The sequence below is a fragment of the Mitsuaria sp. RG genome (assembly GCF_028369275.1).
Lineage (GTDB): Bacteria > Pseudomonadota > Gammaproteobacteria > Pseudomonadales > Pseudomonadaceae > Aquipseudomonas > Aquipseudomonas peradeniyensis.
Map to the genome: position 1 here is coordinate 77,501 of NZ_JAQMYQ010000011.1, position 13,272 is coordinate 90,772.

At 56.4% G+C, this 13,272-nt stretch carries 13 protein-coding genes and 2 pseudogenes; 9 read left to right on the top strand and 6 right to left on the bottom strand.

Features of this window, described 5'->3' with window-relative positions; all coding sequences use genetic code 11:
- Position 1 precedes the first annotated feature (1 nt).
- Positions 2 to 1,222, top strand: a complete 1,221-nt coding sequence (locus tag POF53_RS08985; RefSeq protein ID WP_498967340.1) for a PP_RS20740 family protein — start codon at positions 2 to 4, stop codon at positions 1,220 to 1,222.
- A 441-nt stretch (positions 1,223 to 1,663) separates the two neighbouring features.
- On the opposite strand, the gene POF53_RS08990 is transcribed toward POF53_RS08985, so the two are convergent.
- From POF53_RS08990 to POF53_RS09015, 6 genes and pseudogenes are all read right to left on the bottom strand, one after another.
- Positions 1,664 to 2,266 carry a hypothetical protein gene (locus tag POF53_RS08990; protein WP_498967342.1) on the bottom strand — a complete coding sequence of 201 codons (603 nt, stop codon included), beginning with the start codon at positions 2,264 to 2,266 and terminating at the stop codon, positions 1,664 to 1,666.
- Between the two features lie 557 nt (positions 2,267 to 2,823).
- A pseudogene (locus tag POF53_RS08995) lies at positions 2,824 to 3,072 on the bottom strand (IS5/IS1182 family transposase); the annotation flags it as partial.
- 74 nt (positions 3,073 to 3,146) lie between these two features.
- Positions 3,147 to 3,476, bottom strand: coding sequence for a DUF3077 domain-containing protein (locus POF53_RS09000; RefSeq protein ID WP_498967344.1), 330 nt, complete (start codon positions 3,474 to 3,476; stop codon positions 3,147 to 3,149).
- Positions 3,477 to 3,548: 72 nt separating this feature from the next.
- Positions 3,549 to 3,791 carry a hypothetical protein gene (locus POF53_RS09005; protein ID WP_498967346.1) on the bottom strand — a complete coding sequence of 81 codons (243 nt, stop codon included), beginning with the start codon at positions 3,789 to 3,791 and terminating at the stop codon, positions 3,549 to 3,551.
- 839 nt (positions 3,792 to 4,630) lie between these two features.
- On the bottom strand, positions 4,631 to 5,020 hold the full coding sequence (locus tag POF53_RS09010) for a hypothetical protein (RefSeq protein WP_232857137.1): 390 nt from the start codon (positions 5,018 to 5,020) through the stop codon (positions 4,631 to 4,633).
- Positions 5,017 to 5,580: a hypothetical protein gene (locus tag POF53_RS09015; RefSeq protein WP_232857136.1), complete on the bottom strand. Its 564-nt coding sequence runs from the start codon at positions 5,578 to 5,580 to the stop codon at positions 5,017 to 5,019. Before POF53_RS09015 ends, POF53_RS09010 begins: the two co-directional genes overlap by 4 nt.
- Positions 5,581 to 5,861: 281 nt before the next feature.
- Here POF53_RS09015 and POF53_RS09020 point away from each other — a divergent pair, with 281 nt between their 5' ends.
- The 8 genes and pseudogenes from POF53_RS09020 (at position 5,862) to POF53_RS09055 (ending at position 13,269) form a co-directional block, all read left to right on the top strand.
- On the top strand, positions 5,862 to 6,083 hold the full coding sequence (locus POF53_RS09020) for an AbrB/MazE/SpoVT family DNA-binding domain-containing protein (protein WP_498967348.1): 222 nt from the start codon (positions 5,862 to 5,864) through the stop codon (positions 6,081 to 6,083).
- 121 nt (positions 6,084 to 6,204) lie between these two features.
- The gene (locus tag POF53_RS09025) at positions 6,205 to 6,465 is read left to right on the top strand and encodes a helix-turn-helix transcriptional regulator (RefSeq protein ID WP_232857133.1); all 261 of its coding nucleotides are present in this window, start codon (positions 6,205 to 6,207) and stop codon (positions 6,463 to 6,465) included.
- 2 nt (positions 6,466 to 6,467) lie between these two features.
- Positions 6,468 to 7,263 (top strand): annotated as a pseudogene (locus POF53_RS09030) (HipA domain-containing protein).
- Positions 7,264 to 7,725: 462 nt separating this feature from the next.
- Positions 7,726 to 8,958: an MFS transporter gene (locus POF53_RS09035; RefSeq protein WP_498967350.1), complete on the top strand. Its 1,233-nt coding sequence runs from the start codon at positions 7,726 to 7,728 to the stop codon at positions 8,956 to 8,958.
- Positions 8,955 to 9,950 carry an LLM class oxidoreductase gene (locus tag POF53_RS09040; protein WP_498967352.1) on the top strand — a complete coding sequence of 332 codons (996 nt, stop codon included), beginning with the start codon at positions 8,955 to 8,957 and terminating at the stop codon, positions 9,948 to 9,950. The genes POF53_RS09035 and POF53_RS09040 overlap by 4 nt, the downstream gene beginning before the upstream one ends.
- Positions 9,951 to 10,105: 155 nt before the next feature.
- Positions 10,106 to 11,029: a LysR family transcriptional regulator gene (locus tag POF53_RS09045; protein WP_203647229.1), complete on the top strand. Its 924-nt coding sequence runs from the start codon at positions 10,106 to 10,108 to the stop codon at positions 11,027 to 11,029.
- 359 nt (positions 11,030 to 11,388) lie between these two features.
- A complete protein-coding gene (locus POF53_RS09050) occupies positions 11,389 to 12,633 on the top strand; it encodes an FAD-dependent monooxygenase (RefSeq protein WP_498967354.1) in 1,245 nt (414 codons plus the stop codon).
- Between the two features lie 36 nt (positions 12,634 to 12,669).
- Entirely contained in the window at positions 12,670 to 13,269 is a 600-nt protein-coding gene (locus POF53_RS09055; protein ID WP_232857128.1) for a chorismate--pyruvate lyase family protein, read from the top strand.
- Positions 13,270 to 13,272 lie beyond the last annotated feature (3 nt).

The following is a 13,272-nucleotide window of genomic DNA, read 5'->3' on the forward strand; positions in this document are numbered from 1 at the left end:
CATGGATGATGATTTGGATGTTGATCTAGGGTATGAGAGTGTAGAGCATGCCAAAGTAGTCCTGAAAACAAAATTCTTGCCATGGCATAAACCAAGAAAAGAGTATATTCGAACTAATCAATGGAATTTTTTTGCGAAGAGCTTAGTCAAATCGCTCGGGATCAGTGAGGAAGGTAGGGGGAGGGCGCTAGAGTATCTAAGTTTGCCTGGCGCAGATTTACTAGATGTGCGGTCTTTGTATTCAGTTTGCGCAGGTATGAAAGTTAAGATTAAGTTTAAAGGTCTTAACTTTATTCCTCCGGAAGATCGTGAGTCTATCACTGATCAGCTGATCTCTATCAATGAACTTCGGGGGCTTGAGTATATCGACCCTGCTTCTGATGTTTATCCTGATCACTTAGAACAGCTCGCGAATAACAAGTCTATTGCATATCAGCAAATAATTAATCAATCGTCAACGTACGATGTTGTAAATATTGATTTATGTGGAAGTTTTCTTGAGGCGCCGCCTCAGGATAAACAACTAAATTACTACAAAGCGCTCTATCACCTTCTTCGATACCAAGCTGATCGGCGAACGGAGGATTGGTTGTTTTTCATTACAACGCGCACGAATAAAGACATGGTCCACTCTGATACATTCAGAAAGTTTGTAGAGGTTATGGAGGGGGTCTTTGGGGCTGATAACTCAATTTATGAGAAGTTTAATGAGTTAGGCTTGATTAATGCATCGGCCTTAGATGGGAAGAGAATTATCATTGATAATGTTGATGGTTTATCCTATTCAAACTTGATTAGTGCTGGTATCGGCAAGTGGGTGTTGAGTGCATTAACTGATCATGCGCCAGCACACGATTCAAAAATGCTTAAAACCTATGGATATAATGTCCATTCAAATTCAGATACTCCTTGTGATATGGTTTCATTTGGTTTCTGGTGCAAGCGACTTCCTACTAAGGCGATAGATACTTTTGGTCTCGCTGAAGGTGGGCTCAATCTGAATGTTAGGGAAATATCAGAGGTAGTTAGGGCTTCCCGAACTGTAATCCTGAACTCTGTTTCATCGATGGCAAATGTAGACCATATTCTGAATGATGAGGAAGAGTTTTCTAAAGCTTTGGGTGCCTCTTCCGTTCTTATGAAGTCTGCACGCTATAATATTCAAGAGTACGAAGCTTGGGCTAGAATAGAACATGAGAAAACTAGAGCTAGAGTTGGCTAGATAAATCTTGTTTTCTTGAAAGACCGTGCCAGGCCTCTATGGCCTGGTATGCATTATGATTTGATGCGGGTTTGTGGTTTTCTAATGTTACGTTTATTTGCTTATCTATTCACATGGCTCGCTGGTTTTCACTATGTTTTTATCCTGGGCTAGATGAGAGGCTGGTCGTTTTGGTTGGCACTGAGTCAATAAACCAGTCACCAATATTTCTCTACCGTTAGCCTTCAGTTTGCCTTGCACGACTGATGTGGCTATTGGCTCTACTGTATCGAGATATATCTGTTTTATCTGATCTGTTTTACTTTGATGTCGATCTCTATTAACAGGGGCAAGCCGTTGGTTACTTTTGAAGGCGGAATTAGGCTCCATTGTCTAAGTGGGCTTAAGTGGTTTGTGGTTTGTGGTTTGTGGTTTGATGTGAAGATTTAATGTGGGGTTGAATTAAATGTTCTCATAGTACTCGATTAGCTCCTTGCAGAACTTCTTCCCTGCTTTTTGTGCGCCAAATTGGCCCAGGGCTTTTTTAAGTTTCCAGGTGTTTAGGCCTATTCGATGGTTGTAATCCAAGGTCTGATGGTTTAGCTCAGGTCTTAAATTGTGATAGAAGAATAGTGTTTGATATTCACCTATGTGATTTACAAGAAGCTGTCTGTCAATAGCCCTGGAAACTCCGTAGATTAAAGTCTGATATTCTGTGGTTTTATCTCTCTTGAGACGTTCCATGTCCTTGATGTCAATTACGTTATGCGCACGACTAGCTTGAATATCTCGGCCAAATGAGTGGCCGACATTGTTTCTAAGTTTTCTGAGTCGCTCCAGATCAGAAATGTTGTTTTTTAAAATTTGAGGTGCTTTTCCAAAAATTTTTTCAAACGCAGAAATTCTACTTGCCCAGTCCCCTTTTGTACATGATGTTAACTTATCTTCAAAGTCAAAGGGATGGGCGCCGCCATGCTTTATTATTTCTATGCCATCTATTCTTTTGCTCGCTCCAAACAATACCCCTACGTCAGATTCCAAAGCTAATTTAATTGCGGTTGACATGTACGTTTCGAGATTTGAGCTCATTGCCATGACGGTGTTTAAGTTTATCCAGTTGTCAAAGTCGTTGAATGATTTTGACCACGATTTAACATCTTTGAATGTATGTAGATGCCTGCTGTTTTCGATCGTCAGGTGGGAGGATAGCGGATCTTCCCACTTGGCTGACTTTCCTAGATTTTGGTATGAGTATTTATGAGCCAAAATGTGAGAAATTAACATCCTGCTAAGCTCGGCGTTGTATTTTTGAAATACTTGATGAGGCCATGTCGTATACTCTCGGGAAGACCATCGTTCAAAACATATTTTACTTTGTGGCATTCGTGCCTCAGCGATATCAGGGAAGTTATTTTTGTCTGGATAAAGTTGTCGTGCTTGCGTATGGGACCATAGATGTGGTGCGGATGCAAGTCATCAAATCTCCAGGATGCTCATCTGTATTAAGATGTTTGCACCTAATTTAAGTTGTATGGTGCTCGGCTTCATGTGAGAGGTGGAAATTCCTAAGAATTTTTGATTGTCCAGATTTCCAAGCAATCTCACGGTATTACGGTGCGTTACCTCGGCAAGCCCGGCTTCGGTTTGCGTCCCATGTCACGCAGTGAAATCACAGGCTTTATCTGAATAGAGGCCGTGAGGATTTCGCGCCATAGCCCTTGTCGGCCAGGAGTCAGCTGTGGCCAGCCTCGGTTCGAAAGGGTGTGGACAACGTTCAGCACTCGCTGATCATGGAAGAAATCGCTGGCGTTATCACCTGAAAATATGAAGTGGAACGGGGTGCCACGGGCGTCGCTGAATATGTAAATTTTTCCCGGTCGGCGCCTTCAGAATTAGGCGGCTCGTTTGATCTCCAAAAGCGCTCCGGGAGCGTAAAATATTATCTCTAGTGCGTCATACCTAATTCGGCGTCATCCATTAATGCTTTAGCCAAAGCGCAGAGGTAATGGGAGGCCCAGATTAGCTGCGGTTTTTCTTCCATCAGGCCGTCAATAGTCAAATCACGTGCACATCCCATTAGTTCCGAAGCTTGTTCCCGTGCGTGCTTGCAAGGTATACCAGCTTCGATACGGAATAAAGGGGAGGTCTGTTTTTCACCCTGATAGAATACGGTTTTGCCAACTGTATATTTTGTGTCTTCTGAGGTCACTGTGCGTTCTCCTTGAAAAACTTCTGCATGGACTGGTTTACTCTCAGAAACAGCCAGCTTGCTCATAGTCACTATCCACGAAGTACTGCCGAGAGCTCTGGAGAGTAGGGTAGTCCAAATGGCATTTTTGTTTGGATTTTAATAATGAGTCCTAGGCTCACTAGGCATCTGTAATTGGATCAGCGCAGACTCAAGCAATGCTTTCAGCGCCTCTATCTCATGCATCGAGGTCATCATCAGAATCGACACCGGCGACTTGGGCTGTAATAACAACGCCTGTTGCACAACTGTCTCCGCACACAGTGCATAGTCGGTGGCTTGGATCAGGGTGTCTTCAAGGGTGAGCATATTGTGAGGAGGATCGGGAACGATCTTAAGCATGGTGTGGCTCCTGTCGTGATGGAGCGACCACCAAACGCGGCTAAACGAATAGGTGGCAGCTGTACGCGGGTTAGCCGACCGGGACGTCAGGCACCCGGCGCACCCGAAGGTGCCCCACGTACAGCCGCCATAAAGACGCAGATGTCGATTATTCGGCATTGCACGGCTGTGGTGTCTGACGATGTCGGGCGGCTAAACCCGGTCGTTGAATAGCAACGACATGCCGAGACTAGAGCCCACTTCTGGCGCGTGCAACGGAAAATCAGCGGAGAGAGTATCTTTGGGAAATGGACTACAAGGAAGGGGCTAAATCTGATTTTTTCACAACTCAACACCTTCGATGCCGCTTACCTGTAACGACCTGCAAGCTGAAGTCAAGTCACTAAACTTTGTGGCTCCGCATAAGCCGACGACTCGATAAATTTCACTCGTGACACCAGATATTACGGGGTGGGGTGAGGCGTGTTACAACGTTCGTGCACGAATAATAGGTCTATACCTAATCTTGAACATGTGTTAATTGCCGCATGGGTTGCGTAGGTAAGCATCGCACCGATTGTTCAATGGTTGAGCATCGCCACGCCGGTGCACAAGATCAGTGATCTGGCGATGGTGGAGACTGATCATCTGCCTACGCTGCTGACGGCGGTGCATTACCTCAGTGGCATGGCCAAGGCGTTGGCCCAGGATGTGAATCATGGGTTGATGGTTGGGCGGGGGGCTGAGTAGGGGGAGGGCATCTGGCTGGGGGCTTGGTTGTCTGGGCGGGCGCTATCGCGGGGCAAGCCCGCTCCCACGATCCTGCTCCAATAAGTCCGCTGCCACGTTTCGGCTAGCCGTTATGGCGCCAGGTTCACCCCGTTACAGCGGCCCTTGGTGGAGAAATCGTTGATCTGCCGCGCCTTGTTCACCGACATCAGGATCGTGCAGCCACCAGGATGGGCCACGTCGTCCCAGTAGTTGGTATGGACCATCACGTTACCTTGCATCTCGGCGGTGCTGCCGACCACCTCCTTTTGCACGTAGGTGGTATCGCGGTACCAGCCCAACTGCACCCCTGCGCCGCCGGGCAACGGCTCCATGCGCATGGGCGGGCCGAAGAAGTCGATGGCCTGCTTGGCGTCGCGCCCTTGCCATTGGTTGCCCGCCATCAGCTCCGGCAGGGTCGGGATGCAGCCGGCCAGCGCAGGCAATAACAGGCCAAGGACCAGCAGAGGGCGCGTGTTCATCGTGGGGTGTTCGCCAGCATGTCGTCCAGCTCCTGCACCGCCTGGCTGTTGGCCTGCACGCCGATCAACTGGATGAACATGGCCTGGATGGTGGCGACCATCTTCGCCGCCGGCATCTTGCCGATCGACAGCATCTGGTTGCGCGCGCGGTTGTCGGGGGCGCAGACGAAGGCGAAGGTGCGCTGCAGCCAGTAGTCCTTTGGTGCGACCCAGTCTTTGGCGTTGGTTTTCACATCGCGCACGGCACCGTCAAAGCGACGTATCGCCCGAGCGCTGTCCAGGCGGATCTGGCGCTGTTTGCATTTGACCTGCACTTCATAGGCGGCGAGGGTCGGGAAGGCCGGGTCTTCGAACAGCTGCATGACCTGGGCCGATTGCACGCCACCGGGCTTTTGCACGATGCCGGCGGCATCGGCGACGTAGACCTCGTTGTGCAGGCGTTCGCCTTTGCCGTAGATGATCCAGTAGTCGCCCGAGGCGGGTGCGGCCAGGGCTGGGGTGCTGCAGGTGAGGGCCAGGATGGCCAGCCATTGGCAGAGGGGGGGAAGTTTGTGACCCATGGTGTCCTTTCCTGGTTTTTGTAATCAAGAAGGGACTATACGAGCGCTGGGTGAGTAGGGTCGATTAGGGCGGTTGTGCTAATGGCTAAAGGCCTGCGGCGTTCAGGTGCGGTTTAGAGCAAGCGCCTGTGCCGATCGATCGGCAATGGGTATGTAGTCCCGTTCTGAAACATGTAGCGGTGGGCTTGTGCCTCATTTCCCTCAAGTCATTCTGCTGTACATTCCCTTGGTCAGACCGCACAGGTGGCAGTTGTCGCAGGGGCCGGATTAAGGAGCAAACCATGTCCAAATCAAGGGTGAAAGTGGCTCTTCTAGCCGAGCACGAAGCGCAGGAGACTAAAAAAGCCTTTCTCGAGCTTGTGCACGCTGACATTACCGAGCACCCGGAACGTATCCAGCCCATCCCGGCATCGTTGCTGAATCGGACGGCTCATCTTCGGGCCCGGGCGCAAGCTAATCTTGAGCGTCTCTCTAATATTGTGGCCCCTGAGCTACTAAAGTGAGGATCTCTACAAATTTTGTAGCCTATGTGACACAAAGCTATCTGGATGAGAGGTTGTCGCTATGTGGCTCAAGGGCTACATCATTCGGAGAAACGCTTCTTTTTGATGCCCGGAGCTACAAATGTCCTCTCTCTATGATGTCGCTGAAATGCTTAAAACCGTCCGGCGTGAAGCAAAGCTAAGCCAAGATGCGTTGGCCAGCCGCGCGGGTGTTTCCCGTTCCACAGTGGCGAGGATGGAGACCCTGGCCAAGGGGGACATGAGTGTCTTGGCGCTTGTCCGGCTCCTGGAAGCCGCAGGCTATGACTTGAAGCTGGTGAAGGCTGGTCACGCACGTACGGTCGAGGACATCCTCAAGGACCAACGGTCTGGGGTTGCTTGACCATGATCCTTGACGTCCATGTCCGTTCAAGGCACGTGGCCAAGCTTTATCGGGACCGTGACGAATATGTACTGCACTATCTTCCCGGAACAGCCCGGGAGGACTTTGTCAGCTTGGCCCTGCCTGTTCGTGAAGCGCCTTGGCGCTGGCCCCGTGATTTGTTTCCTTTCTTCCGGCAGAACCTTCCTGAAGGGTATTTGCTGAACGTCATCCGCGAAGCGTTCGGCCCGCTGCTCGATGGTACCGATCTGTCGATGCTGGGCTTGGTGGGGGGTACGTGGCTGGCAGCTATTGACCAACTATGTGGTGCGCAATGCGGACTGCCACTCGAAGAATATTGCGCTGCTTTACACCTCGCTGACTGATGTGGCATTCACGCCAGTCTTTGATCTGGTTACCACGCAAGCCTACCCTCGCTTCGCCAACAATCCGCCTGGACTCTCCGTTGGTGGAAGGCAGACCTGGACACCTGGGCGCTCACTGGAGTCATTTTTCAAAGGTGTTCTGAGCATCTCGCCACGGCAGTACGCGGCGATGATCGAGCAGCTTTGCGAGTCTGCCGTGGAGGTTGGAAAGGAAGTCATCGAAGCGTCGAAAAACGAACCTGCGTGGCGTGAGGTTGCCAAGAACATGGTGCATGCCTGGAACGTCGGCATGGAAGCCTTGCGCAGCCCGAAAGCGGCTCCACATTTTCGAGGTTTGGATGCCGCTATTGCGGGCGCTGGCTTTTCTGGGCCGGGCAGGCCCGAACGCAGCGGTGAGGTGATTGGCCGTTCTGAATTGCTGGGCAAAAGGTGATGCCGCTCGGGGTTGCCGGGTGAGGCTTCAGGCGCATTGCGAAAGATCATGCTCCCCCTAGTGCAATCCACCTGCTCCTATTCCAGCACCCGGCGCAGCCGGGCACCGCGATAGTTGCTGGACAACCCAGCGAGCATCATTCAAGTGCGGGAGACTACCTGTACCGTTTTGCAGCAAGTGGGCTCCAGTGGCCCATCGAGATATCTGATGCGGAACTGAGTCGTCGCCTGTGCCGCCGACAACGCCGGCGCCAAGCGAACAGCGTCTGATACCGCCTCAGGATGGCCGCCCTGTTCGGCTTTGGCTGGGGTGATCGGTCAGCAGGCGCTGCGTGGCTCAGGTTTCCACAAGGGCAAGGGAGATTGTGGAAATTGGGGAAACAATCAGCGGAATAATTACCCGAGATAGGAATTTTTTGCTTTCCTAGACTAGCGCGATCTACCTTGCCTGGATCGCATTGCCATGACACACGCCACTTCGTCTCCCACGTCCGCTTCGGGGGCGCGACACAGCGCCTTCTCTATCACGCTGCTGGCCATCGCCGCCTTCGTGATCGTCACCACCGAATTTCTGATCATCGGGCTGCTGCCGGCACTCGCTCGGGACCTGGACATTTCCATTTCCGCCGCCGGCCAGTTGGTGACGCTGTTCGCCTTTACCGTGATGCTGTTCGGCCCGCCCCTGACTGCCGCCCTGGCCCATTTCGAGCGCAAGCGGCTGTTCATGGTGATCATGCTGATTTTCGCCGCCTCCAACGCCCTGGCGGCCGTGGCACCGAACATCTGGGTGCTGTGCATTGCCCGGTTCATCCCGGCACTGCTGTTGCCGGTGTTCTGGGGCACGGCCAGTGAAACGGCCAGCCAACTGGTTGGCCCCGATCGGGCCGGTCGCGCCGTCGCCCAGGTCTACCTGGGCATCGCTGCGGCCACGCTGTTCGGTATCCCGCTGGGCACGGTGTTCGCCAACCTGATCGGCTGGCGTGGCGCGTTCTGGGGGCTGTCCGCGCTGTCGCTGCTGATGCTGCTGTTGCTGGCGCTGTACATGCCGACCCTGGCCCGTCCGGAGCGCAGCAGCATCGGCCAGCAGATGCGCATCCTGCGCGATGGCCGCTTCATCGGCAACATCGTGCTCTCGGTGGTGGTGTTTACCGCCATGTTCACCGCCTACACCTACCTGGCTGACATGCTCGAACGCCTGGCCGGTATCGCGCCGGTGGCAGTGGGCTGGTGGCTGATGGGCTTTGGTGCCATCGGCCTGGTCGGCAACTGGCTGGGCGGCCACTTCGTCGACCGCAACCCGCTGGGCGCCACGGCGGTGTTCGTGTTGATCCTGGCCGCAGGCATGTCAATGAGCATTCCCCTGGCCGGTTCGTATGTCGGCCTGGCGGTGGCGCTGACCGTCTGGGGCATCGCCTACACCGCGCTGTATCCGGTGTGCCAGGTACGCGTGATGAAAGCCGCCAGCCACGCCCAGGCCCTGGCCGGCACCCTGAACGTCTCTGCCGCCAACGCCGGCATCGGCCTGGGTGCCATCATCGGGGGCTACAGCATCGAGCAGACCGGCCTGGCCAGTCTCGGCTATATCGCCGCCACGATTGCCCTGGCCGCCGCGGTGATCTGCCTGCTGCTGGTGCAGTTCAAGGAGCGCCGCGCCACCGATGCGGGCCTCGAGCGCGCCGGGACGCTGCGCCGATGACCGCGCCGCACACCCTGCCGGCCCACGGCACGCCGGCGTACCCTGGAATGGACGCTGCGTTGGCCGCTCACCCTGCGTATGCCCGGGTGTTCCGCCCGGGACAACTGACCTTCGGCCTGATCGCGCCGCTGGAGGCCTATCCCGACAGTGCCGTTCCGCCGCTGCGCCAGCACCTGCAGCTGGTACAGCATGCCGAGGCCCTGGGCTTTTCCGCCATCTGGTTGCGCGACGTGCCGTTTCACGACCCGGATTTCGGGGACGTCGCCCAGGTCCATGATCCGATGGTCTATGCCGGCTGGCTGGCGGCGCATACCCAGCGCATCGCCATTGGTACTGCCGGGATCATCCTGGCCTTGCGCAACCCGCTGCTGGTCGCCAAGCAGGCCTGCAGTGTCGACCAGCTGCTGCAAGGGCGTTTCCTGCTGGGCTTGTCCACAGGCGACCGACCCAGCGAGTACCCGGCGTTCGGCGTGGACTACCAGCAGCGTGCCGAGCGCTACCGGGATGCCTACCAGATGCTGCAGAGCGTGGTGAGCCAGGACTACCCGGTGCATTACTCGCACTTCCACGGCACGCTGGACGGCACTCTGGACCTGGTCCCCAAACCGGTCACTGGCAGGTTGCCAACGTTGGCCGTGGGTCGCTGCGGTCAGGAGCTTTCCTGGCTGGCCCAGCACACCGATGGCTGGATCTGGCACCAGAGCGATGCCCAGGCCTTGCCCTGGGTCCTCGAGCAATGGCGCGCCTGCCAGGAGCCGGGGCAGTTCAAGCCGTATGGCTACGGCGCGTTCTTCGATCTGGAGCAGGACCCGGGCGCACCCTTGCGAGCGGGGCGGGGGCTGCGTGGCGGACGGCAGGCCCTGCTCGATCTCTGGCTGCGCCAGCGCGAGCAGGGCGTTTCGCACATCGCCCTGAACCTGCGCATCAGTCGACGCCCTGTACAGGCGGTTCTGGATGAACTCGCCGAGCATGTGCTGCCCCAGTTCGCCTGACGAGGAGGGCAGTTCGGTTTCGACCTGTTGCGCTTGCTGCTACCCTGACCGCCGTCACTACGCTGTCCGCCCTCGCAGGGCGGATGGCGAGCCCCTCGCAATCTACGCATGAAGCGTGTGCGCCCATCGCGGGCGCGGCAGTAAAAGGATTTTCAATGAGGCTTACCGAGCACCTCAAAGGCATCGAAGTTTTCGTCACCACTGCGGACGCCGGCAGCTTCACCGCCGCCGCCGCGCAACTCAACCTTTCGACTTCGGCTGTGAGCAAGGGGGTTGCCCGCCTTGAAGGCCGGCTGGGCACCCGACTGTTCGAGCGCACGACCCGCAGCCTTTCCCTGACCGACACGGGCGAGGCCTTCTATCGTACCTGCGCACGTATCCTGGCCGAGCTGGAGGAGGCCGAGACGGTCCTGGCCGCAGAGCGCCAGGAACCGGCCGGACGCCTGCGCATCGATGTGCCGGTGACCTTCGGCAAGCAACATGTGCTGCCGTTGCTGCTGAACTTCACCGAGCACAATCCACGCTTGCGCCTGCATGCCTCGTTCACCGACCGCTTCGTCGATGTGATAGAGGAGGGGATCGACCTGGCGGTGCGCATTGGCAGCGTCGACCAGCTGTCGAACTTGCTGGCGCACCAGCAGATCGGCCAGGAGCGCCTGATCTTCTGCGGGGCGCCGCAGTACCTGCGCCAGCATCTGAACATCCAGCACGGACATGAACTCGACCAGTTCGACTGCGTGATGTATGGCCGCGCCGATGGCAGCGTCAGCCCCTGGATGTTCAGTGGCCCCGATGGCCAGATCGAACGGCGCACCATGAATGGCAGGATCATCGTCGGCAGCGGCGAGGCCCAGGTGCAGGCGGTGAAGGGCGGCTATGGCATATCGCAGCTGGCGACCTGGATGATCCGCGACGAACTGCAGCGCGGTGATCTGGTGGAAATCATGCCGCACCTCTCGACACCCGGGCTGCCGGTACACCTCATCTGGCCACGCAGCCGGCAACTGCTGCCCAAGGTCGACATCATGCTGCGCTTTCTTTCCCGGCATTTGACGCCCTTGTTCCTCGATCATAATTAATTCAATTATTTCATTACTGCCGGCGCCCAGAACTTTAAGTTAGGCCGCTGGCTTTTTTGTGCCCGCCTGTTATCGCTGACTCTTCAGTCACTTTTCCCGCGCCTGCAATTGAGTGTGTGTGCTGCTCATTGCGTTCTCATTTGGTTGTATTTCCAATTGTTGCCTGAAAATTGAAACAGTTTTGTCGTTTCCGCAACGGCCGGCCTGGAAACGCCTAAATTGTGGAAAAATATTCAAAAATCACTGGAATAAACAACTGAAATCAACGCCTTGATTATAAAAAAATGCACATGCTAGGATTCCTGGGAACAAATAGAACAATTCAATACTTAAACTCCATACAGCGCGTAGAGCACGTCATGAATCAAATGATTATTGTCGGCGCGGGGATAGCAGGGCTTACGCTCGCACTCTCACTGCATAAAAAAGGCTTCCGGGTAAAAGTTTACGAGTCGGCAAAAACCATTGAGCCGCTGGGCGTAGGTTTGAACCTTCAGCCCTATGCGATGAAAGTGTTTGCCGAACTTGGCTTGCTGGAAAAGTTGCAGGAAAATGCCGTCACCACCCAGGAGATGGTGTTCTTCAACCGATATGGCCAACGCCTGCACAGCCTGCCGTTGGGGCTGCGCAACGGTCACTCGGTGCCGCAGCTGTCCATTCACCGCGGGGTGCTTCAGCAGACCCTGCTGGACGCCGCCCGCCAACGCCTGGGCGCCGACTTCCTGCTGACCGGGCACACGCTGCGCGATGTCGTCCAGGATGACCAGGGTGTGATCGCAACCTTTTCCCAAGGGCCGCAGGCCCCCCTGGTCCAGGTGCACTGCAGTGCGCTGATCGGTGCGGACGGCGTGCGTTCGCAGGTCTGTCGCAGCCTGTTCGGCGAGCACCTGGCCCCGGTCGACCGGGCCGTGCACATGTGGCGCGGGGTGACGGTGGCGCCGCCGTTCCTGAGCGGTGCCAGCATGGTGCGCATCGGTGTGCCAGCACATGGCAAGCTGGTGATCTACCCCATTCGCGACCAGGTCAACGAACGTGGCGAGCAACTGATCAACTGGGTCGCCGAACTGGACCGTGCGCTGTTCGAGCACGACCCGGAGTTCGCCCCCGACCGCCTCGAGGACCTGGCGCGTTTCTTCGCTTCGCGCAGTTTCGACTGGCTGGACATCCCGCAATTGCTCATGCGCAGCAACCAGCCGATCATCCAGACACCGATGGCCGACCGCGATCCGCTGCCACGCTGGACGGTGGGGCGCATCACCCTGATCGGCGACGCCGCGCACCCCATGGTGCCGGTGGGCTCCAACGGTGCCGGCCAGGCCATTCTCGATGCCCACTGCCTGGCAGAGGCACTGGCCAGCGGCGATTCACTGGAGCAGGCCCTGCAGCAGTACGAGGCCCAGCGCAAACCGCTGACCTCGGCCATCGTGCTCGGCGACCGCCAAGAGCTGCCCGACGCACTGATCCACGAGGCCGACCGGCGTGCGGATGGCCTGCCGTTCGCCGACTTTGACGCCTTGATGAGTTTTGCCGAAGCCCGCCGCCTGGCCTTGCCGGACTATGCCAGCGTGACCCAGACGAACACTCCACGGACTACCTGCGCCTGACCACCGCCTTGCGCGCCTCTTGAAGGGATTCAAGTGATGAACACCGACTCGTGCACCCAGTGGCAGCGTGCGCCCTTGCCCTGGCTTTCCACCGAACAATGCCACTGGCTGTTCCTGCCCGGCTCGCTGACCCTGCACCTCAAGGCGCTGGGCCAATATCGCCTCGAGCTGATCGATCAGTACCCGACCCAGGCCTGCGTCGCCGATGCCCAGGCGTTGGGCATCGCCGCCGGCACCCCGCTGTGGGTGCGCACGGTGCTGATGCGCCTTGATCAACGCCCCTGTGTACTGGCGCGCAGCATCGCTCCGCTCGGTGCCCTCGACCAGGGTTGGGCGGTGCTTGACGGTTACGGCTCCCAGCCTCTGGGCATGATGCTGTATCAGGACCCGGACATCGTCCGAGGGCCGTTCGAATGGGGCGTGCTGGCCCTGGACGAGCCCTTGGGCAGGCTGTCGCGCTGCCTTGACGACAGCGGTCCTTGGCTGGCGCGACGCTCGCTGTTCCACCGTCACGGCGCGCCGCTGCTGATTGCCGAGTGCTTCCTGTCAGGCTTCTGGCACCACGAGGGCCGTGCCCCGTCTCCCGCTGCACGGCCCCTTGCCCGGCCTGCCGGAGCGCTGACGCAACATCTGTGAGTG